Source organism: Flavobacterium sp. DG2-3 (assembly GCF_030730925.1).
In the GTDB taxonomy this organism is placed as follows: Bacteria; Bacteroidota; Bacteroidia; order Flavobacteriales; family Flavobacteriaceae; genus Flavobacterium.
In genome coordinates this window covers 271,198-291,905 of sequence record NZ_JAVAMB010000005.1, presented here as the reverse complement: position 1 = coordinate 291,905, position 20,708 = coordinate 271,198, and the positions used below count along the sequence as shown (strand labels likewise).

The window sequence follows — 20,708 nt, the reverse complement described above, 5'->3', positions numbered from 1 at the left end:
ATTATAGAAATGAAACATATATTCTTAGGAATCGCAATAGTTAGTTTGGCTCTGACAAGCTGCAAAAAGGAAGTTGAAAATCCTGAAACCAATACTTCGTTTGTTTTAAGCAACGATATGCTAAAAACGACCACAACGGCCGAAGCTAAAACGGAGCCTGTAAAAAATGAGCTAAGTTTTTATGGAAAAATTACAGCCGACAATAATAAAATGATCGATGTATATCCGCTTGTTGGTGGAAATGTAATGAAAGTAAACGTTGAGCTTGGAGATTATGTCAAAAAAGGACAAGTTCTGGCTACTATAAAAAGCACGGATGTTGCTGATTTTGAAAAACAATTTATTGACGCTAAAAGTGATTTGCTGGTTGCAAAAAACAATTTAAAGGTTGCTCAGGAATTATTTGACGGAAAATTAAATTCTGAAAGTGATGTTCTTCAAGCAAAATCTGAAGTAAATAAAGCGCAATCTCAATTAAGCAAAATTCAGGAAACTTATAAAATTTATAATATCAAAGCTGGATCTATTTATGAAGTAACAGCTCCTATAAGCGGTTTTATTATTCAAAAAAGCATCAATCAGGATATGCTTTTGCGTAATGACCGTTCAGAAAACATCTTTGATATTGCAGAGATTAGCGAAGTCTGGGCAATGGCGAATATTAATGAAATTGATATTAATAAAGTAAAACTGGGAACTAACGCTGCGGTTACCACTTTAAGTTATCCTGATAAAACCTTTTATGGCAAAGTAGACAAAATCTACAATGTAATTGATCCAGAAACGAAAGCCATGCAGGCCAGAATTAAACTAAGCAATACAGATTATATGCTTAAACCTGATATGAATGCGAATATCAAATTGTCTTTTAACGAAAATCAATCTATGATAGCCGTGCCTAGTAAAGCTATTGTGTTTGATAAAAGCAAAAATTTTGTAGTAGTTTTTAAAGACCGAAATAATATCGAAACCAGACAAGTAGAAGTTTACAGAGTTGTTGGAGACACGACTTATATTTCGAGCGGTTTAAAAGAGAATGAAAAGGTAATTACAAACAACCAGCTATTCATTTATGGTGCTTTAAATAATTAAGACATGAACAAATTCATTAAAAATATTATTGCTTTTTCACTAAAGAATAAAGCATTTACTTTCTTTTGGGTTGGATTATTGGCTGTGGCTGGCTTTATTTCATTCAAAAATATGCCAATCGACGCCTTCCCAGACGTTACCAATACACAAATCATTATTATTACGCAATGGAATGGAAAAAGTGCTGAAGAAGTAGAGCGCTTCGTGACCTCTCCTATTGAAATTGCCATGAACTCTGTACAGAAAAAGACCAGTGTTCGAAGCATTACGATGTTTGGTTTGTCTGTAATAAAAATCATTTTTGATGACGGTGTTGATGATACTTTTGCCCGTTTTCAAGTAAACAATTTATTGAAAAATGTTTCGCTCCCAGATGATGTCGAACCAGACGTACAGCCTCCTTACGGGCCAACTGGAGAAATTTTTAGATATATTGTAAAAAGCGATAGCCGAGACAGTAGAGAATTATTGACTTACCAAAACTGGGTTATCGATAAACAATTACGTTCACTTCCTGGTGTTGCCGATTTGAATGTTTTTGGAGGTCAGACTAAAACTTATGAAGTTGGGGTTGATCCGATTAAATTGGCAAAATATAATATTACTCCATTGCAGGTTTATAATGCAGTAAACTCCGGAAACTTAAATGTTGGTGGTGATGTAATTGAAAAAAACGGACAAGCTTTTGTAGTTCGTGGTGTTGGTTTATTAAAGTCAAGAGAAGATATTGGAAATATTATTGTTGACGATGCCGGCGGAAATCCGATTTTGGTCAAAAATTTAGCTGACGTTTACGAAAGTTCAATGCCAAGAGTTGGACAAACCGGTCTTGGTAATAATGACGATGCTGTAGAAGGAATTGTTGTAATGCGTAAAGGAGAAAATCCGCAGGAAACTCTGGCATTGATAAAAGCTAAAATCAAAGATCTTAATGAAAATGTTCTTCCAAAAGACATAAAAATTGAAACTTTTTACGATCGTGATAATCTAATGAATTTTACTACCGAAACGGTAATGCACAATTTATTTGAAGGTATTATTCTGGTTACTTGTGTTGTATTCTTATTTATGGCCGATTGGCGAACTACTTTCACGGTTTCTATTGTTATTCCGCTGTCGCTTTTATTTGCTTTTTTATGTTTGAAAATGATGGGAATGAGCGCCAATCTTTTGAGTTTAGGTGCTGTCGATTTCGGAATTATCATTGACGGAGCCGTCGTAATGGTCGAAGGATTGTTTGTAGTTCTCGATCATCGAGCGCATCAATTGGGAATGGAAAAATTCAATAAAATTGCTAAAGGAAGCTTAATCAAGAAAACAGGAACAGAAATGGGTAAAGCTATTTTCTTTTCTAAACTGATTATTATTACGGCTCTGCTTCCTATTTTCTCTTTCCAAAAAGTAGAAGGAAAAATGTTCTCTCCTCTAGCCTTTACTTTAGGTTTTGCTTTATTGGGAGCACTTATTTTTACGTTGACTTTAGTTCCAGTTCTTTCTCATATTTTATTGAATAAAAATGTAAGAGAAAAGCACAATCCGTTTGTAAATTTCTGGGATCGAATTGTATCGAAAGGATTTGCTTGGACTTTTAAACATAAAGTTCAAACCTTAATTGCGTCTACAGCGTTACTGGGAGCTGTTTTCTTTTCTGCAGGTTTCTTAGGAACAGAATTTTTACCACAATTAAATGAAGGAGCCTTATGGGTTACGGCTGAATTGCCAATGAGTACTTCTCTTCCTGAAAGTGTGAAAACGGCGGCGATGATTAGAAAAGACTTAGAAAGTTTTCCTGAGGTAAAAAAAGTATTATCTCAAACTGGACGAAGCAATGACGGAACCGATCCGAATGGTTTTGGGTTTATTCAGCTTCAGGTTGACTTACTTCCAAAAGCAGAATGGAAACGTAAAATTTCTATGGACGATCTGATCAATGAAATGGATAATAAATTGAAAATTCATCAGGGAATTACGTATAATTATTCTCAGCCCGTAATTGACAACGTTGCTGAATCGGTTGCCGGTTTTAAAGCATCGAATGCAGTTAAAATTTATGGAGATGATTTGAACAAACTCGACGAACTTGCCAATAAAGTTCTGGCTGAAATTAAAGATATTCCAGGAATAAAAGATGCTGGAATTCTTAGAAATGTAGGTCAGCCCGAAATAAGCGTAATCCTAGACCGCGAAAAAATGGCGGCTTACGGTGTAACTTTAAGCGATGCGCAAGCCGTTTTAGAATTGGCTTTTGGAGGAAAAACGGCAACTGAAAAATATGAAGACGAGAAGAAATTTGATGTTCGTGTCCGTTTTTCTAAAGAATACAGAAAAGATGAAAAAGATTTGGAAGAAATTAAAGTTCCAACGATTAGCGGAATCAAAATTCCTTTGAAAGAAATCTGCGATATTAAAACCATTACAGGTCCTGCGTTTATTTACAGAGATAATACCAAACGTTTTATTGGAGTAAAATTCTCTGTTCGTGATCGAGATTTAGGAAGTACAATTGCCGAAGCGCAATCTAAAGTAAATAAACTTAAACTTCCTGCGGGTTACACAACGGGTTGGACAGGCGAATTTGAAAATCAGGTTCGTGCGAGTGCACGTTTGGCGCAGGTTGTACCAATCAGTTTAATCGGGATTTTTGTTCTTTTATTTATTCTGTTCGGAAACTTTAAAGATTCGCTTCTCGTTTTAGCTAACGTTCCGTTTGCGATTATTGGTGGAATTATAGCATTACATATTACAGGAATGAATTTCGGAATTTCTGCTGGAGTTGGATTTATCGCTCTTTTAGGAATCTGTATTCAAAATGGTGTTATTCTGATATCGGAATTTCATCATAATCTGAAGGCAAAATTTTCGCTCGAAGAGTCCATTTTCAGAGGAGTAAAAGCCAGAACAAGAGCCGTAGTTATGACTGCTTTAATGGCTTCTATCGGATTATTGCCAGCTGCAATTTCTACCGGAATTGGTTCTGAATCGCAAAAACCGCTTGCCATTGTAATTATTGGCGGATTAATGACCGCAACAGTCTTGACACTATTGGTATTCCCGATCTTATTCTGGGTATTCAACAGAAAGAAAGATGTACCAATAGAATAAAAATATTTAGTTTTAAATCATTTGTTGGGATTTAAAAAAGAAGAAGCATCATTAGAAATAATGGTGCTTTTTTGTTTTAGTATGCAAAATCTAAAGCAAAAAAAAATGACCTTTTGCTCAGAAAGGTCATTTTTATACTAACTCAAAACTTTTTTAAACTGTTATTTCAAATCTTTCAAAAGTGCGATTGCATCTGAAGCATTTGATCCTTGTGCATATTTCAATGCAGTATAACCTTTTTCATTTTTGGTGCTTGGATTTGCTCCGCTAGCCAATAAAACTTTAATGATTTCGTGTTTATTGTAAAGTGCAGCGATCATTAAAGGAGTAAGATCTTCAGACATTTGGTTAACGTCTGCGCCATATTCAATAAACTTTTTAACCGTTTCAAGATCTCCTTTGCTAATTGCAACATTTAATGGATTTGCTGCATAACCTGTACGTTCAACTGGATTTTTAAAAGTTGAAATTTTGTTTGAAGCCATTGCTACATTTCCAAATGTTACTAAGGCTAGTCCTAAATAAATAACTGATTTTTTCATAATGATTGATGTTTGTTAAATGATTGATGATGATGATTTTTTAATTCTGATGTAAAGGTAAATTATTTTATGTATTATGCATTACAAAGTACCATGTTTTAACCAATTCTTAACATTTACTTAATAATACGATAATTAAAGAACCTTAACGTTACCAAATTAATGGTTTTACTATAATAGACTACAGAAAATCAAAAATGTTACAATAAATCTTATTTATTTTTCAACTAGCATGAAAAAGATAACATTACAACAAAAGCGCTCTTTTCTAAATCTTATTTTTATGGATAAAATTAAGAGAAGAGAAGCCTGATTCTAAAGCCTGTAAATAGAAAAGTGCAATTCAGTATTTTTTGAATTGCACTTTATTTTTTCTTATTTACTACTTCTGCGATTTTCTTTTATTACTTTCAATATCGTAATAGAATCGGTTGCTTTTGCATACTCTGCGTAATTCAAGGCTGTAAGTCCATGCGAATTTTCAATTGACGAATCTGCTCCATTTTCAATCAAAATTTTTATGATCTCGCAATAATTAAATCGTGCAGCAAGCATTAATGGCGTCATATTATTTACCATTTTATTGACATTGGTTCCATACATTATAAATTTCTTGACAGCGTCAATATCGCCTTTGCTTACTGCAAGATGAAATGGTGAGTTTCCAAAAGCAGAGAATTCAACTTGGTTTTTAGCTTCTAAATCAAAGTTTGATGCAAATGAAGCATTTCCTAAAAAGAAAACTGCTCCTAAAATAATTACTGTTTTTTTCATGATGATTGTTTGTTAAATGATTGATGATGATGATGATTTACTATTTAGACGACTCAAAAATGAATTTGGTTGCATGATTTTGAAAAAAAATAAAAAGCGCAATTCGGTTTAATCCAAATTGCGCTTTCGCATAGACATAAGAATAGTCTAAATTTTAAACTTCTTGCTATAAATATTCTTTATATCTTTTTCAAATAAAGTAAAAGGATCATTATAAAATTTTAGAAAATCACTTTCACTAACCTGTCCAGGAAAAGGCGCATAATAATGCGTCGGACTTACAGCATCATTTCGCCATACTAAAACGTAAGCCAATTCTAGATTTTCAGATTTTAATGTTTTCAGCAAAACCTCTGTCCACCAATTTTCGTTTGGAATAGATTCTAATCCTGTTTCTGTAAATGCCGCCAATTTTTTCTTTTTAATAGCTAAATCAGAAAATATTTTAAGCTTTCTTATTCCTGCTTCCAAATCATATTTTCCATCTCTGCCAAAATCTCCATAATCATCCATCCCCAACATATCAACAAATTCATCACCAGGATAACGTTCCAAATATTCTGTTTCAGAGTTGAAACGATTATCTGGAGAAAAAGCATAAATAAAGTTGTGGACTCCTAAAGTTTCTTTCAAATAAGAAACCGTAAACTGCCAAACTGCAATAAAATCTTCTCGAGAAGCATGCGATTTTCCCCACCAGAACCAATCGCCATCAAATTCATGAAAAGGTCTGAAAATCATTGGAGAAAGTTTTCCATCTTTTGCTTTTACCGAATGAGCAAAATCGGCAATTGTTTTTAAAATTTCTTTGTACTGTTCATGATGAGAACCTCCGGGTTTTATTAAAGACATTGAAGCTGTTGAAATTCCGTCTTTCCAGTAAAATCCGCCTTCAGAAGCGGGATTATTAAAATGCCAAGAAACCGTTGTAATTCCGCCTCTTTCATAAGTGGCAATTACATTTTTTCTTAAAACTTCTTTAGCTTTTTCAATCTGTTCTATTGATCGTCCAGAAAAATCACTAAAATCAATTCCGACAACTGCAGGATGCGAACCCGTAACTGATTTAACGTCTGAGCGATTGGGTTCGTTACTCCATCCGTGACCGTATTCGAGTGCGTGCTGATGCCCGAAAAGAATATGATTTTTTGAAATCGTTTTTAAATTCTGGTAAAGATTTTTGGTTTCTTTTGTCGCATTTTTATCAATTTGCGCAAAAAGAAAATGCCCTGCTGTAAGACATACAAATAACAGGGCATTTTTTTTCGGTATAAAGTTCATGGTTTAAATAGTTAATTTAAACCCGAAATTACTATTTTGAAGAAAGGTAATCTAATACGTTTTTTTCAATACGTTGATCAATATTGTCAATATCAGCTTTTACAAATTTTTCTCCTAAAATATTCTCGTACAATTCGATATATCTTTCAGAAACAGACTCAATATATTCGTCTGTCATATTTGGAATTTGCTGTCCTTCTTGACCTTGAAAACCATTTTCGATTAGCCAGCGGCGAACAAATTCTTTAGATAATTGCTTTTGCTCCTCGCCTTTTTCTTGTCTTTCTGCATATCCTTCAGCATAAAAATAACGAGAAGAATCTGGAGTATGGATTTCGTCAATTAAAACAATAACACCATCTTTTGTTTTTCCGAACTCGTATTTTGTATCTACTAAAATCAATCCTCTTTGAGCAGCGATTTCTGTTCCTCTTTGAAATAAAGCGCGAGTATATTTTTCTAAAACTAAATAATCTTCTTCAGAAACAATTCCTTTTGCTAAAATGTCTTCACGAGAAATATCTTCGTCATGAGAACCATTATCTGCTTTTGTGGTTGGCGTAATAATTGGTTCTGGAAATTTATCATTTTCTTTTAAACCTTCTGCCATAGTAACACCGCAAATTTGTCTTCTTCCTGCAGCATATTCTCGTGCAGCATGTCCTGAAACGTATCCGCGAATAACCATTTCTACTTTAAAAGGCTCACATAAATGTCCAACAGCAACGTTAGGATCTGGAGTTGCAATCAGCCAGTTTGGAACGATATCTTGTGTCAATTCCATAAATTTTGTTGCAATCTGATTTAGGATTTGTCCTTTGTACGGAATTCCTTTTGGTAAAACTACATCAAAAGCCGAAAGTCTATCGGTAGCCACCATTACTAAAAGTTCGTCGTTAATATTATAAACTTCTCTAACTTTTCCGCGGTAAACTGATTTCTGGTTCGGGAAATTAAAATTTGTAGTTGTGATCGTATTACTCATTATCCTTTTGGTTGTGTTGTTTTTTATGAATGCAAATTTAAAACTATTTGACAGAGCAAACAAAGAAAATATTACTTCAATTTAAAGAGGCAATTATTTAAAACTTAAAATGCCTTTTCCAAATGATTTTATGGAGTTATCTAAACTGCCAAGCGTAGTTTCTGGCAACTTTTTGATATCATGTGATGAAACAATCAAAATTTGTCCGTGATCTTTGGCTGGCGCATTGGGCACAAAAACGACAGCGTTTCCGTTTTGATCTTCTTCAATTAAATGGGCTGGCTGCCAAAAATTTCCATTTTTAAGTAAAATTGGCAAATCTGTTACAGGTTTTGGAATAGCATTTCTCTTCAGTAATTTTTCTTCCGCTTCTTTCTTATTCTTTTCATAACCTGGCAAAAAAATCATTAATTTTTCGTCTATCCATTCTGTAAAGTGTTTTAAAACAGCCAAACGCATCAAAAAACCACTAAAATAAATTAAAGCCAGCAGAATTATTCCGCCTGCGATATCGGTGGCATATTTTCCTAAAACAAGATCCAATCGTAGTAAATGCGCAAACTTTTCTCCGTAATTCTGAAAGAACTTCCAGACTTTTTCCAGCAAAACAAAAAAAACTAAAAGCGGCAATAAAACCAATGCTCCCGAAATACAATTTCGTTCAACTTGAAGTAAAAATCTTTTCATGGTTTGAAAATTAAGGTTAAAAAAATAAGAGCTAATTCACAGAGAATTAGCTCTTATAAAAATAACCATAATTTATTATCCAGCAATAAAACTGAATATAAAACATTATGAATTAGGTTGTTGCAAATTCTTTGTCTAGAATTTTAGAGGCAATATATTTTGCTACTCCATCTTCGGCGTTGGTTTCAATAACTTCTAAATCGGAAAGTTCTTCTTTTAGCGAAGCTGGCGCATTTCCCATAATAAGTCCTTTTCCAGCCGCAGAAAGCATTTGAACATCATTGTAGCCGTCTCCAAAAGCAACTGCTTCTTTTAAAGTGAAACCTTCTTTTTCTAAAACTCTTTCAATAGAAACCGCTTTGTCGATCGATTTGTCCATAAACTCTAAACAAGTCGGCAAGCTAAAAGCATGGTGCAAATGTTCTGAAGAATTCGCTAAAATTTCGTCTTTCAACTTCACTAATTTCTCATGATCTGCACAAGAGAAGAAAATTTTAATGGCAGCAAAATCATCCAAAGCTTTATAGTCAACCAATTCTGGACGGTATTTTAATTCTTCTTGAAAAGAATTCAATTTTTCATTCCATTTATTGGTCTGCCAAGTATTTTCTTTAAATAAAACTACCGTAATTTCTGGATCGATTTCTACATTTAAAGCCGCTTTTACAACATCACTGTTTAAGTTGAATGCAAAAAGTTCTTCTTTATTTGGCGAATGAATTCGAGCTCCGTTTGAACTTACTAAGTAAACAGGAATTTCAAGTTTATCAATGATAGCCATTGCATCCAAATGATGGCGCCCTGTTGCTACCACAATTAAATAGCCTTGATTGTGAAGTTCTTGAAAAATTGTTTTGGTATAATCTGAAATTCTGTGCTGTGGATTAAGTAAAGTTCCGTCAAGGTCACTTACCACCACTTTTATATTTTTAAGTTTTGTCATCTTAATATTCAAATAGGTATAATTGCAAATTTACGGTTTTAAGCTCGGAAGACCAAAGTTTGAGCCATTTGAAAGCATGAAATACGGCAAGTTTATTATTTATTTAACTTTAAAAGTTGATTAAGCTCTAATTAAATCTACCGTTAAATCAATTCTATTCAAAAAATAGTCTATAGAAAAACTTGATAAATTCCTAGTTTCATAAATTCGTCTAAATACATCCAAAAAATACGATGTGTCATTTTTATCAATCATCGATTTAATATTGAGAATCCTCTTTCCACTTTGATCTCTATAAAAAATATTTGAATCTTCTTTAGTGTAGTTATTATAATAAATAATTAAATACGCTTCTAACCACATTAATTGCTCTTCATTTTCTTCATTTTTTCTCGTTCTAACAATTTCAAAAAATTTAATTTGTAATTGTGAAAGATTTAGTTTTTTAGATTTTATCTCCATATAGAACTCTTCATTTAATATTTTTGCATAAATCAAAAACAAAAAAACAAATGGAACTACTTGGAAGTTCTCCGGAAATGTTCTTAGAACCAATCTAGAATGTGCAAATATTTTCTCTTGTTTTCTTAATGTAATAGATGAATTGGCAAATAAAACTTTGGCAATTGAAATAAAAATAGTTTCATCATTTTTTAACTCTAAATATTGTACACGATTTGCATTAGTAAAAAACTCACTAAACTCAAAATATTCATATAAGTATAGACTGAAGTCGGCTCCTGATGGTTCTGGAATATTGTATTCAATATCTATAAATCTTCTTAAATATTCATCAGAATCGATTTTCTCACTGCCATATACACCACAAACCGCATTACCTAGCTGAACTTTATCTATAGCCAAAATAAATACAATATTAGGAACTGAAAAGAAATGTTTTATTTGCTCCAAAATTAGTACCGCATAGTTAGGTCTACACCTATCTAATTCATCTATTATAAACACTAAAGGCCTATCATTGCAACTATTTGCAATAAACTCAGATAAACTTTTACGAAAATCAGCTATGCCATTCTTTTTTTCAATATAATTGTCAACATCCTTTTCAAAAATATCAGCAATTCCTTCTGTAATCTTTCCTATTGAATCTTTTAAATTTGAAGTGTCAAAATATTTTTCAGCAATTGCTTGAACTAATATTGGACCAATATGCTTCGATAAAATTGCCGCATTTTTTAAAACATCTTGAAACTTAGGCTCTTCATCTTTTTTTGTTAATTTTTTAAGTTCACCTACTAAAGCCGTTAATGGATTGTTTTCAAAATCATTTTCCCAAGCATTAAAATATAATGTTTGAAAAGATTTGTTTTTTAATTCTTGTTCCCACATTCTTACAAATGTTGTTTTACCGCTTCCCCATTTATTATTAATCGCTAGAACAAAACCTTCAGTATAAGATTCTATAATGTTAGTGAGAATATCAGCATACTTTTTTCTATTTAATTTACAATTTTCAAAAGGATTGTCTTGAGATATTTCAAATTCTTTATGTTTTATACCCATTATTAGCTAATTATTGTAAAATTTAAAGTGTAAAAAAAAAAACGTTTTGCACTTTTCACAGAAACGTGCAAAACGAATATTAATAAATGTTAAAACACAATTCACGATTTACATTTAACATTTTACTAAAATTAGTATTAATCGTGATTTTCGATTTGTTTATAAGCATCGATAACTTTTTTAACCAATCTGTGACGCACAATATCTTTATCATCCAGATAAATAATTCCGATACCATCAATGTCTTTCAAAACCAAAAGCGCTTCTTTAAGTCCAGAAATAGTTCTTCTAGGCAAATCGACCTGACCAGGATCTCCTGTAATCATAAATTTGGCATTTTTTCCCATACGGGTCAAAAACATTTTCATTTGCGAATGCGTGGTATTTTGAGCTTCATCCAAGATTACAAAAGCATTATCCAATGTACGTCCGCGCATAAAAGCCAATGGCGCAATCTGAATAATTCCTTTTAAGATATAATCTTCCAATTTTTCATTCGGAATCATATCTCTCAAAGCGTCATAAAGAGGCTGCATATAAGGATCCAGTTTTTCTTTCATATCTCCAGGCAAGAATCCCAGATTTTCTCCTGCTTCAACCGCAGGACGCGTTAATATGATTCTTTTTACTTCTTTGTCCTTCAGCATTTTTACTGCCATTGCAACACCAGTGTAAGTCTTACCTGTTCCAGCGGGACCAACAGCAAACACCATATCGTTCTTTTTGATCGTATCTACCAGTAACTGCTGGTTGGGCGTCATGGCTTTAACTATTTTTCCGCCAACACCATGAACTAAAATTTTGTCATGATCGTAAGCTCTTTTTTCATCCTGACCGTCACTCATTATAACACGTTCAATCACATTATCATCAATATTATTGTAACGTGTAAAATGAAGCATTAATCGCTGAAATCTTTTTTCGAATTCGTCTAAAACTTCTTTTTCGCCAAATGCTTTTAAAGTTGTCCCTCGCGCTACGATTTTAAGCTTCGGGTAATACTTTTTAATAATTTCTAAATGGCTGTCTTGCGCGCCCCAAAACTCTTTTGGTGCAATATCTACTAGCTCGATTATTCTTTCGTTCAAATGAAGTAGTTTTAAATTAAATAATTCAGTTATTATTTTAGAGTTGTCGGGTTCTATTTTGTTTCAGTATTCCGTTTTCAATTGTTCTAATTTTCTAAACAAATATAACTGAATACTTAAAGCTATAAACTGATAGTATTTTAACAAATTGTGTTTTCTTTCTTTCAATTTGCGTTTACTATTATTAGCTTTGCATTTCTCAAATTTAATGAAATTTAGATTTAAATACTATCAATAGTTATAAACAAAATTATGTCAATAATTACCCTTACTACAGACTACGGCTTGAAAGATCACTTTGTGGGGTCGCTGAAGGGTAAAATACTTTCTGAAAATCCAGAGGTTCAAATCGTTGACATTTCTCATGACATTGATCCCTTTAATACTGCCGAAGCCAGTTACATTATTGGCGCTGCTTATATGAGCTTTCCAAAAGGAACGGTACACCTTATAGGCGTTGATATTGAGCGCAATAAAGAGAATCAGCACATTGCCATGCAGTGGAACGACCATTACTTTATTTGTGCCGATAACGGAATTTTAAGTATGCTGACGCAGAAAATCGTTCCGCAGAAAATTGTCGCGATCAATATTCACGATCGTTTCCCGATTGAAGCAACAGATTTGGATATTTTCATTCAGGTCGCTTCTCACCTTTCTAAAGGCGGTTTATTGAATGTAATTGGAAAAGAAATTTCAGCCATAAAAGAAGCCACCGAACTCCAAGCTCTTGTGGCCGATGACGGAAATTCTATAAAAGGCAATATCATCTACATTGATCATTTTGGAAACGTGGTTACGAATATTTCTAAAAAGCAATTCTTAGAAATTTCGCGTGGCCGTCCGTATGAAATCCTCATGAAGCCAAAAAGCATCAAAACCATTTTGCCAAATTATTCGGCAATTGCGACTTCTGATAAATATCCGATTAAAACGTACGAAGGCGAAAAACTGGCGATTTTTAACGAAGCTGGTTATCTTGAAATTGCCATTTTTAGAAGCAATCCTTCTAAAGTTGGTTCTGCAAATAGTTTGTTAGGATTGAATTATCGTGATGTGATTACGATTAAGTTTTCGTAGATACAATTTTAGATTTTAGAGTTCAGATTTTAGATTTATAAATGCTGGAAAATTGGAATTTGGAATTTGATTATTGGAATTTATTTTTTTTTCTAAAAACAACAATCAAATTTGGTATTTTTGCGCACCTGTAAGACTTTAGACTTTCAAAAAATCTAAAATTTGCAATCTCAAATCTAAAATAAAAAGAATGTTTGTTCGAATAGTAAAAATGAGTTTTCATGAAGAAAATATTCCCGCTTTTCTGGAGAATTTTGAATCTATAAAACACAAAATACGAAATGCTGAAGGAAATCGTTTTTTAGAATTATATCAAGACAAAAACAATAAAGAAATATTTTTCACATACAGCTATTGGGAAACTGAAGCCGATTTGGAAAATTATAGAAATTCTGAACTTTTCGATTCGGTTTGGACTTTTACAAAAAAGTTATTCAATGCAAAACCAGAAGCGTGGAGTGTTGATAAACTTGTTAGTTTAGATTAAAATTTAACCGCAAAGCACGCAAGGATTTTATCTTTAGATGCTTTTTAAAAACGCTAAGCTCGCAAAGCGTTGAGTAAAAACTTTGCGAACTTTGCGGTTAAAAAAATTAAACACAAGGTAAGGCAACTTGAAACTTGAAACAATAAAAAACTTGAAACAAAATATTTAAATGAAATCAATCATTTTACGAGAAATAAAATCCTTTTTTGGTTCTCCAATTGGCTATTTGGTCATTGCGATTTTCTTAATCAGCAACGGACTCTTTTTATGGGTTTTTAAAGGAGAATACAATATATTAGATACAGGTTATGCTGATTTAACTCCGTTTTTCACATTGGCACCTTGGATTCTAATTTTCCTAATTCCAGCCGTAACCATGAGAAGTTTCTCTGACGAAAAAAAACAAGGAACTTTAGAGTTATTATTAACCAAACCTTTATCCATCTGGGAAATCGTAAATGGTAAATTCTTTGGTTCATTTTTATTGATCATTTTGGCTATAATCCCAACTTTAATTTATGTAAAAGTGATTTCCGATTTAGGTTCGCCAGAAGGCAATATCGATATGGGAAGCACAATTGGTTCTTACTTCGGTTTATTGTTTTTAATCGCTTCTTATTCAGCAATCGGAATCTTTACTTCTACCCTTTCAGAAAATCAGATTGTGGCTTTTATTATTGCCGTATTTTTATGCTTTTTCTTTTATTTTGGATTTGAAGGATTAAGTTCGCTAATTCCAGGATCAAATGGTTTTATTTCTGCTTTAGGAATGCAAAATCACTTTAAAAGTATGAGCCGCGGAGTCATTGACACGCGTGACGTTATTTACTTTTTAAGCATTGCAATCGCATTTTTGTCTTTTACTGTTTACCAATTAAAATCTTTTAAAGCTTAATGAAATCTGCTACCAAACATAATTTAAAGACATTAGGCATCACTATTTTTATTTTAGTTGTTTTAAATGTTCTTGGAACCCTATTTTTTCATCGTTTTGATTTAACCAAAGACAAACGATATACCTTATCTCCAACTTCATTAGGAATTCTAAAACAAGTTCAAAATCCGCTTTCTATAAAGATTTATATGGAAGGAGATCTTCCAGCAGATTTTAAACGTTTACAGCAGGAAACCAAACAATTATTAGAAGAATTTCAAGCTTATAATAAAAATATAGTTTTCGAATTTGTTGATCCGTTAGAAAATGAAGAAGAAAGCGATGAACTTACAAAATCGCTTTTTCAAAAAGGATTAACCCCAATAAATATTACCGTTGACGACAAAGGAAAACAATCTCAGGAAATGGTTTTTCCGTGGGCTGTTGCGGTTTATAACGAAAAAGAAGTCAATATTCCATTATTGAAAAATATAATGGGCGCTTCGACTACGCAAAAAGTAATCGGATCGATTCAGCATTTGGAATATTCTATTGCCGATGCTATCAATAAAATCACTAAAAACAAACAGAAAAAAGTTGCGATCATAAGAGGTAACGGCGAATTGAAAGAGATTTATATCGCTAAAATGCTGATGCAAATTAAAGAAAGTTATTACATCGGACCTTTCACTTTAGATTCTGTTGCCAAAGATCCAAACGGAACTTTAAACGCATTAAAAAAATACGATTTAGCAATTATTTCGAAACCAACAGAAAAATTCTCTGACGAAGAAAAAGAAGTTCTAGATCAGTTTATTATGAATGGCGGAAAAACGCTTTGGCTAATCGATCAGGCGGCTGCCGATATGGATAGCTTGTATAATGATATGGGCGCAACATTGGCGTATCCACGAGATTTAAATCTGAATGATATGTTCTTCAAATACGGATTCAGAATTAATCCTGAATTGGTTAAAGACGAACAAGGAAGCCCAATAAAACTAGCCACTGGCGAACAAGGAAGTGCAACGCAATACCAAGATTTTATCTGGAAATTTGCGCCGCAAGTGTATCCGACAAACCAGCACCCGATCGTAAAAAATCTGGGCGGAATTAAATTTGATTTCGCTAATCCGATTGATACTTTGAAAAACGGAATCAAAAAAACAGTTTTACTGCAATCATCTCAATATTCTAAAACCATTGGAACACCAGTAGAAGTTAGCTTGAACATGGTTACCGAAAAAACAACTCCACAAGAATATTTGAACAAAGGCAACAAACCGCTTGCTGTTTTATTGGAGGGTTCTTTTGATTCGGCTTTCGAAAATCGAGTTTTGCCTTTCAAAGACAATTCGTTTACTGCAAAAGGAAAACCGAATAAAATGATTGTGGTTGCCGACGGAGATTTAGCCCGAAATCAATTAGACAAAAATAGAATGCCAGTTGAATTGGGTTACGACCAAAGAACTGGCCAATTATACGACAACAAAGACTTCATCATGAATTGTATCAATTACCTTCTTGATGACACAGGACTTATTAACATTAGAAGCAAAGATGTAGAACTGCCTTTATTGGATAAGGAAAAAGTTTACGAAAGTTACACTTTGACCCAATTCATAACTATCGGAGTTCCAATTCTAATTTTATTGATATTTGGTCTTGTATTCACTTTTGTAAGAAAAAGAAAATACAGCAAATAGATGTTAATAAAAAAATGTAATACTTTGAATAGTTTAAGATATATTTGTAATCCTTATATTTAGAAAATAAAACAGATGAAATTTATAGTATCGAGTTCGTACTTATTAAAACAATTACAAGTTTTAGGTAGTGTAATCAATAGTAATAATACGTTGCCTATTTTAGACAACTTTTTATTTGAACTAAACAACAATGAGTTGACCGTTTCGGCTTCAGATCTTGAAACAACAATGTCGGCTACATTATCGATCGATTCTACAAGTAAAGGAAGCGTAGCAGTTCCTGCTAAACTTTTGCTTGAAATTTTAAAAACTTTCCCAGAACAGCCGTTAACTTTTACTGTTGAAGATAACAATACGGTAGAAATTAGCTCAAATTCTGGTAAATACGCCTTGGCTTATGCGGCTGGAGAAGAATTTCCAAAAGCTGTAAGTCTTGAAGATCCATCTGTAACGCTTGTTCCTGCAGAAGTTTTGGCAACTGCGGTAAGCAAAACTATTTTCGCAGCCGGAAACGATGATTTACGTCCGGTAATGTCTGGAGTATTCTTCCAGTTCTCACCAGAAGGATTAATTTTTGTTGCTACAGATGCTCATAAATTGGTAAAATATGCACGTACAGACGTAAAAGCTTCTCAAGTTGCAGATTTCATCATGCCTAAAAAACCTTTAAACATTTTAAAAAGCATTTTAGGAACTTCTGACGCAGAAGTAAAAATTGAATACAACGATTCAAATGCGACTTTCTCATTTGACAATTATATTTTAATGTGCCGTTTAATTGATGGAAAATATCCTAACTACGAAGCGGTAATTCCTAAAGAAAATCCAAACAAATTAATGATCGACCGTTCTTTATTCTTAAGTTCTGTTCGTCGTGTTGCGATTTTCTCTAACAAAACTACACACCAGATTCGTTTAAAAATCGCTGGAGCTGAATTAAACGTTTCTGCAGAAGATATTGACTACTCTAACAAAGCAGAAGAAAGATTGACTTGCGATTATCAAGGTGATGATTTGCAAATTGGTTTCAACTCACGTTTCTTAACAGAAATGCTGACTAACCTTCAGTCTGATATGATTATGCTTGAAATGTCTTTACCAAACAGAGCTGGAATTTTAACCCCAGTTGATGGTTTAGAAGAAGGAGAAACAGTTACTATGCTGGTAATGCCTGTAATGTTAAATAGTTAACATTAAAGTTTCTTTCTGTTACAGGGATATTTTTTAGTTTCGAATTAAAGATATATCATTGTAAAAAAAAAGATATCGCTATTAACCAACCATTTTTTATACCTAGAAACCGCAATTCCCATAAAGAGTTGCGGTTTTTTATTTGAGTTATTTTTTGTTTCAAGTTTCAGGTTTCAAGTTGATATACTTTGTGTTTTTTTTCGCAATCAATGTCTAACATAACCCAAGGTTTTAACCGTGGGTACGCAAAGGTTATAATTTTTAAAAGGTTTGCACTTAATAAAAACGTTTCCCACGGTTAAAACCGTGGGCTATGTTTTATATTGATTGAGTTTAGAAAATCTTTGCGACTTAGCGCCTTTGCGAGATTCTTTTTTAAAATTTTCTTTGCGAACTTTGCGGTTAAATCTACATAATCAGAGAACTTGAAACTTTAAACTTGAAACCTGAAACTCAAGAACTGAAACAAAAACAAACAAATTTCGCTATCTTTACAATATGAAAATAGAAATTTGGTCGGACATCATGTGTCCGTTTTGTTATATCGGAAAAAGACAATTGGAAACTGCTCTTGCGGTATTTCCTAATGATGAATTTGAAATTGAATGGAAAAGCTTTCAGCTTGATCCAACGATCACTTCACAGCCTGATATGGATGTTTATACGTTCTTAGCAGAAAGAAAAGGCATGTCGGTTGAACAATCTAAAGAAATGCATAAAAATGTCGCAGAACGCGCTAAAAGCGTTGGTTTAGATTATAATTTTGACAAAGCTGTTATTTCTAATTCCTTAAACGCGCACAGAATCATTCAGCTTGCGAAAACTAAGAATATGGGCGACCGAATGGAAGAAATTTTCTTTAAAGCTTATTTTACAGATGGCAAGGATTTAAATGATGGTCCAACTTTAATTAAGTTAGGAATTCAAGCAGGTTTGGAAGAAAATGGAATTAGAGAAGTTCTAGAAAGCGAAAACCTTTTTATTAAAGAAGTGCAAGCAGATATTAAAGAAGCTGCCGAAATTGGCGTTCAAGGGGTTCCTTTTTTTGTATTTGATCGCAAATATGCTGTTTCGGGTGCCCAGCCTATAGAAACTTTTGTAAAAACAATTCAGGAAGTTTTAAAATAAACTTCAATATCATAAAACTTAAAAGCGTGCTGTCTACAATTAAACAGCACGCTTTTATTATTTAGTTTTTTTAATAAACTAAAAAATTAATGACCAGCTCTACCTTTTGAATCATTTGATTTTGTTGTAGTGCTTTTTCCTCTAGTACCAGTTGTTGATCTTTGAGTTTTTCCAGAATCTTTCATTCCAGATTTCGAATCTTTTCTTGAAGTTTCCATAATGTTATAATTTTTTAAATTATTAATATATACAAAGTTGCAAAATACATAAGTTCTTATTTTACAGAATTATATTTCAGTTTTATAAAATAAAAAGTAACTCAAAAATCGGCTATAAATAAATCTTGTAAGATTAAATGTGAATCATATAAGTTTTTTAAGTGCTTAATTTTCAAATTTGTATTAACGAATTTGGAAAAACTTACTAATTTAAAATAAGCAGCCATGAGAAAAGATGCCAACAGCCGATACACTGCAGAAATAAATGATTTTAGATGCAGTAAACCTGATCATATTGACACTGCACATGAAAATGAAGCAATGGATACTGAATTTACTTCTGGAGAGAATCCTGATACAAATTACAGATGCAATGACTTATCTGATGACTGTTACGAAATCATAGAAAGCGGATTAAATCTGGCTGAAGACAATACGCCCTTTTCTTCTTATGACGAATCAAATCCGTATGACAGTTACAATCTAGATCAGGAAGATGATAAATACAATTGTCCACCTTATAGAAATTTTGATCACTATTAATTTGAACAAACATTATGTCGCCGAAAAATGATCAGGAAATTATGAACGAATACTTGTCTAATGAAAGAACTTTATTAGCATGGATTCGTACTGGAATCGGAATAATGGTTTTTGGATTTGTAGCGGTTAAATTTTCATTATTTCTAAAACAGCTTCCCGCAAAATATATTGCCGAAACTGTCGCGCCAAATAGCAATTACACTATTTATCTAGGAATTGGATTGTTGATTTCTGGTGCGCTAACGATTTTACTTTCTTATCTGCGTTACATTCACACTATAAAACTCTTAAAGAAAGGAAAGTACCAATATTCGACCGCAATGCTTACCTTTATTACCATGATGCTATTTGTGCTAAGCATATCGCTTATAGCCTACCTAATAATAGCAGCCACTGCATAAAATATAATTATCTAATTGTCCAAATTTTCTAATTCTCTAATTAAAAAATGAATCAGCCGCTATTACAGTTTAACGATAAAGGAATTTATTGCCAGCAGGCAGATGTTTATCTGGATCCGTGGCGTCCGGTAAAAAATGCGATCATTACGCACGGACATTCTGATCATGCGCGCTGGGGACATGAAAATTATATTACACATTATTCAAATGTTCCTATTATTAAATATCGTTTGGGCGAAATAAATGTCTCAGGCAAAAACTGGAACGAAACTTTTACGATAAATGGCGTAAAATTCTCTTTTCATCCTGCTGGGCATATTATTGGCTCTGCTCAAATTAGAGTTGAATACAAAGGTGAAATCTGGGTATTTACAGGCGATTACAAAACGGAAGATGACGGAATTTCAGTTCCATACGAAGTCGTAAAATGCCATTCTTTTATAACCGAATGTACTTTCGGACTTCCCGCTTTTAAATGGGAACCGCAAACCGATGTAATGACTGATATTAATAATTGGTGGGCAGAAAATCGTGCAGAAGGAAAAACTTCTGTTCTATTTGGTTACTCTTTAGGAAAAGCACAGCGCTTATTAAAATATCTTGATCCAAGTATTGGACAAATCTATACGCATGGTGCGATCGAAAATATGACCAATATTGTTCGTCCGCAAATTGATTTGCCACCAACAACCAGAGTTACCGTAGAAACTAAAAAAGAAGATTTGTTGGGCAGTATTGTCATTGCGCCTCCAAGCGCGCATGGAAGTTCTTGGATTAGACGAATGACTCCTTTTGTAACCGGAACTGCAAGCGGCTGGATGGCTTTTCGCGGAGCAAGGCGCAGACGAGCTGTAGACAGAGGTTTTGTACTTAGTGATCATTGCGATTGGACAGGATTACTAGAAAGCATTAAAGCAACTGGCGCCGAAAAGGTAATCTGCACTCATGGTTATTCAGATATATTTTCGAGATACCTTAGAGAACTTGGTTACGATGCGCGAACAGCTCATACACAATATGATGGAGAAACGAATGACACTGATGAATTATGAGTTATGA

20 protein-coding genes are annotated in these 20,708 nt (G+C 33.2%); 11 read left to right on the top strand and 9 right to left on the bottom strand.

Going from position 1 to position 20,708, the window contains the following annotated elements:
• Nucleotides 1–9 precede the first annotated feature (9 nt).
• Complete coding sequence (locus Q9Q97_RS09980; protein ID WP_306156528.1) at nucleotides 10–1,092, top strand: efflux RND transporter periplasmic adaptor subunit; 1,083 nt, start codon at nucleotides 10–12, stop codon at nucleotides 1,090–1,092.
• Nucleotides 1,093–1,095: 3 nt separating this feature from the next.
• Nucleotides 1,096–4,194 (top strand): efflux RND transporter permease subunit, encoded by a 3,099-nt coding sequence (locus Q9Q97_RS09975; RefSeq protein ID WP_306156526.1) that lies wholly within the window; start codon nucleotides 1,096–1,098, stop codon nucleotides 4,192–4,194.
• Between the two features lie 161 nt (nucleotides 4,195–4,355).
• On the opposite strand, the gene Q9Q97_RS09970 is transcribed toward Q9Q97_RS09975, so the two are convergent.
• The 8 genes from Q9Q97_RS09970 to Q9Q97_RS09935 form a co-directional block, all read right to left on the bottom strand.
• Nucleotides 4,356–4,736 (bottom strand): ankyrin repeat domain-containing protein, encoded by a 381-nt coding sequence (locus tag Q9Q97_RS09970; protein WP_306156524.1) that lies wholly within the window; start codon nucleotides 4,734–4,736, stop codon nucleotides 4,356–4,358.
• A gap of 375 nt (nucleotides 4,737–5,111) precedes the next feature.
• Nucleotides 5,112–5,510 carry an ankyrin repeat domain-containing protein gene (locus Q9Q97_RS09965; RefSeq protein ID WP_306156522.1) on the bottom strand — a complete coding sequence of 133 codons (399 nt, stop codon included), beginning with the start codon at nucleotides 5,508–5,510 and terminating at the stop codon, nucleotides 5,112–5,114.
• 147 nt (nucleotides 5,511–5,657) lie between these two features.
• Nucleotides 5,658–6,791 carry a glycoside hydrolase family 26 protein gene (locus Q9Q97_RS09960; protein WP_306156520.1) on the bottom strand — a complete coding sequence of 378 codons (1,134 nt, stop codon included), beginning with the start codon at nucleotides 6,789–6,791 and terminating at the stop codon, nucleotides 5,658–5,660.
• Between the two features lie 31 nt (nucleotides 6,792–6,822).
• Nucleotides 6,823–7,776 carry a phosphoribosylaminoimidazolesuccinocarboxamide synthase gene (locus Q9Q97_RS09955; RefSeq protein ID WP_306156518.1) on the bottom strand — a complete coding sequence of 318 codons (954 nt, stop codon included), beginning with the start codon at nucleotides 7,774–7,776 and terminating at the stop codon, nucleotides 6,823–6,825.
• Between the two features lie 93 nt (nucleotides 7,777–7,869).
• Entirely contained in the window at nucleotides 7,870–8,463 is a 594-nt protein-coding gene (locus Q9Q97_RS09950; protein ID WP_306156516.1) for a hypothetical protein, read from the bottom strand.
• Between the two features lie 112 nt (nucleotides 8,464–8,575).
• A complete protein-coding gene (locus tag Q9Q97_RS09945; RefSeq protein ID WP_306156514.1) occupies nucleotides 8,576–9,406 on the bottom strand; it encodes a Cof-type HAD-IIB family hydrolase in 831 nt (276 codons plus the stop codon).
• 120 nt (nucleotides 9,407–9,526) lie between these two features.
• Nucleotides 9,527–10,930, bottom strand: coding sequence for a P-loop NTPase fold protein (locus Q9Q97_RS09940; protein WP_306156513.1), 1,404 nt, complete (start codon nucleotides 10,928–10,930; stop codon nucleotides 9,527–9,529).
• 137 nt (nucleotides 10,931–11,067) lie between these two features.
• Nucleotides 11,068–12,018, bottom strand: coding sequence for a PhoH family protein (locus Q9Q97_RS09935; protein WP_306156511.1), 951 nt, complete (start codon nucleotides 12,016–12,018; stop codon nucleotides 11,068–11,070).
• Nucleotides 12,019–12,270: 252 nt separating this feature from the next.
• Between Q9Q97_RS09935 and Q9Q97_RS09930 the strand changes: the two genes are divergently transcribed.
• The 6 genes from Q9Q97_RS09930 to Q9Q97_RS09905 all read left to right on the top strand — a co-directional run bounded on the left by Q9Q97_RS09930 (nucleotide 12,271) and on the right by Q9Q97_RS09905 (nucleotide 18,487).
• Entirely contained in the window at nucleotides 12,271–13,098 is an 828-nt protein-coding gene (locus Q9Q97_RS09930) for an S-adenosyl-l-methionine hydroxide adenosyltransferase family protein (RefSeq protein ID WP_306156509.1), read from the top strand.
• 190 nt (nucleotides 13,099–13,288) lie between these two features.
• The gene (locus Q9Q97_RS09925) at nucleotides 13,289–13,585 is read left to right on the top strand and encodes a putative quinol monooxygenase (protein WP_306156507.1); all 297 of its coding nucleotides are present in this window, start codon (nucleotides 13,289–13,291) and stop codon (nucleotides 13,583–13,585) included.
• A gap of 169 nt (nucleotides 13,586–13,754) precedes the next feature.
• On the top strand, nucleotides 13,755–14,480 hold the full coding sequence (gene gldF / locus Q9Q97_RS09920) for a gliding motility-associated ABC transporter permease subunit GldF (RefSeq protein ID WP_306156505.1): 726 nt from the start codon (nucleotides 13,755–13,757) through the stop codon (nucleotides 14,478–14,480).
• A complete protein-coding gene (gene gldG / locus Q9Q97_RS09915) occupies nucleotides 14,480–16,165 on the top strand; it encodes a gliding motility-associated ABC transporter substrate-binding protein GldG (protein WP_306156503.1) in 1,686 nt (561 codons plus the stop codon). Before gldF ends, gldG begins: the two co-directional genes overlap by 1 nt.
• 75 nt (nucleotides 16,166–16,240) lie before the next feature.
• A complete protein-coding gene (gene dnaN, locus Q9Q97_RS09910; RefSeq protein ID WP_306156501.1) occupies nucleotides 16,241–17,359 on the top strand; it encodes a DNA polymerase III subunit beta in 1,119 nt (372 codons plus the stop codon).
• A 498-nt stretch (nucleotides 17,360–17,857) separates the two neighbouring features.
• Nucleotides 17,858–18,487: a DsbA family protein gene (locus Q9Q97_RS09905; RefSeq protein WP_306156498.1), complete on the top strand. Its 630-nt coding sequence runs from the start codon at nucleotides 17,858–17,860 to the stop codon at nucleotides 18,485–18,487.
• 86 nt (nucleotides 18,488–18,573) lie between these two features.
• Here Q9Q97_RS09905 and Q9Q97_RS09900 read toward each other — a convergent pair whose 3' ends face one another.
• Nucleotides 18,574–18,705, bottom strand: coding sequence for a hypothetical protein (locus tag Q9Q97_RS09900; protein WP_306156496.1), 132 nt, complete (start codon nucleotides 18,703–18,705; stop codon nucleotides 18,574–18,576).
• A 225-nt stretch (nucleotides 18,706–18,930) separates the two neighbouring features.
• On the opposite strand from Q9Q97_RS09900, the gene Q9Q97_RS09895 reads away from it, so the two are divergent.
• From Q9Q97_RS09895 to Q9Q97_RS09885, 3 genes are read left to right on the top strand one after another with little or no spacing between them, the layout of a single operon-like run.
• Nucleotides 18,931–19,248: a hypothetical protein gene (locus Q9Q97_RS09895; RefSeq protein WP_306156494.1), complete on the top strand. Its 318-nt coding sequence runs from the start codon at nucleotides 18,931–18,933 to the stop codon at nucleotides 19,246–19,248.
• A gap of 14 nt (nucleotides 19,249–19,262) precedes the next feature.
• Complete coding sequence (locus Q9Q97_RS09890) at nucleotides 19,263–19,649, top strand: YidH family protein (RefSeq protein WP_306156492.1); 387 nt, start codon at nucleotides 19,263–19,265, stop codon at nucleotides 19,647–19,649.
• Nucleotides 19,650–19,696: 47 nt separating this feature from the next.
• Nucleotides 19,697–20,701: a ligase-associated DNA damage response exonuclease gene (locus Q9Q97_RS09885; protein WP_306156490.1), complete on the top strand. Its 1,005-nt coding sequence runs from the start codon at nucleotides 19,697–19,699 to the stop codon at nucleotides 20,699–20,701.
• The last annotated feature ends 7 nt before the right edge of the window (nucleotides 20,702–20,708 follow it).

Bases quoted from the DNA above. Each gene is read 5' to 3' on its own strand.
- Q9Q97_RS09980 (WP_306156528.1), top strand. From the start codon at position 10: ATGAAACATATATTCTTAGGAATCGCAATAGTTAGTTTGGCTCTGACA.
- Q9Q97_RS09975 (WP_306156526.1), top strand. From the start codon at position 1,096: ATGAACAAATTCATTAAAAATATTATTGCTTTTTCACTAAAGAATAAA.
- Q9Q97_RS09970 (WP_306156524.1), bottom strand. From the start codon at position 4,736: ATGAAAAAATCAGTTATTTATTTAGGACTAGCCTTAGTAACATTTGGA.
- Q9Q97_RS09965 (WP_306156522.1), bottom strand. From the start codon at position 5,510: ATGAAAAAAACAGTAATTATTTTAGGAGCAGTTTTCTTTTTAGGAAAT.
- Q9Q97_RS09960 (WP_306156520.1), bottom strand. From the start codon at position 6,791: ATGAACTTTATACCGAAAAAAAATGCCCTGTTATTTGTATGTCTTACA.
- Q9Q97_RS09955 (WP_306156518.1), bottom strand. From the start codon at position 7,776: ATGAGTAATACGATCACAACTACAAATTTTAATTTCCCGAACCAGAAA.
- Q9Q97_RS09950 (WP_306156516.1), bottom strand. From the start codon at position 8,463: ATGAAAAGATTTTTACTTCAAGTTGAACGAAATTGTATTTCGGGAGCA.
- Q9Q97_RS09945 (WP_306156514.1), bottom strand. From the start codon at position 9,406: ATGACAAAACTTAAAAATATAAAAGTGGTGGTAAGTGACCTTGACGGA.
- Q9Q97_RS09940 (WP_306156513.1), bottom strand. From the start codon at position 10,930: ATGGGTATAAAACATAAAGAATTTGAAATATCTCAAGACAATCCTTTT.
- Q9Q97_RS09930 (WP_306156509.1), top strand. From the start codon at position 12,271: ATGTCAATAATTACCCTTACTACAGACTACGGCTTGAAAGATCACTTT.
- Q9Q97_RS09925 (WP_306156507.1), top strand. From the start codon at position 13,289: ATGTTTGTTCGAATAGTAAAAATGAGTTTTCATGAAGAAAATATTCCC.
- gldF (WP_306156505.1), top strand. From the start codon at position 13,755: ATGAAATCAATCATTTTACGAGAAATAAAATCCTTTTTTGGTTCTCCA.
- gldG (WP_306156503.1), top strand. From the start codon at position 14,480: ATGAAATCTGCTACCAAACATAATTTAAAGACATTAGGCATCACTATT.
- dnaN (WP_306156501.1), top strand. From the start codon at position 16,241: ATGAAATTTATAGTATCGAGTTCGTACTTATTAAAACAATTACAAGTT.
- Q9Q97_RS09905 (WP_306156498.1), top strand. From the start codon at position 17,858: ATGAAAATAGAAATTTGGTCGGACATCATGTGTCCGTTTTGTTATATC.
- Q9Q97_RS09900 (WP_306156496.1), bottom strand. From the start codon at position 18,705: ATGGAAACTTCAAGAAAAGATTCGAAATCTGGAATGAAAGATTCTGGA.
- Q9Q97_RS09895 (WP_306156494.1), top strand. From the start codon at position 18,931: ATGAGAAAAGATGCCAACAGCCGATACACTGCAGAAATAAATGATTTT.
- Q9Q97_RS09890 (WP_306156492.1), top strand. From the start codon at position 19,263: ATGTCGCCGAAAAATGATCAGGAAATTATGAACGAATACTTGTCTAAT.
- Q9Q97_RS09885 (WP_306156490.1), top strand. From the start codon at position 19,697: ATGAATCAGCCGCTATTACAGTTTAACGATAAAGGAATTTATTGCCAG.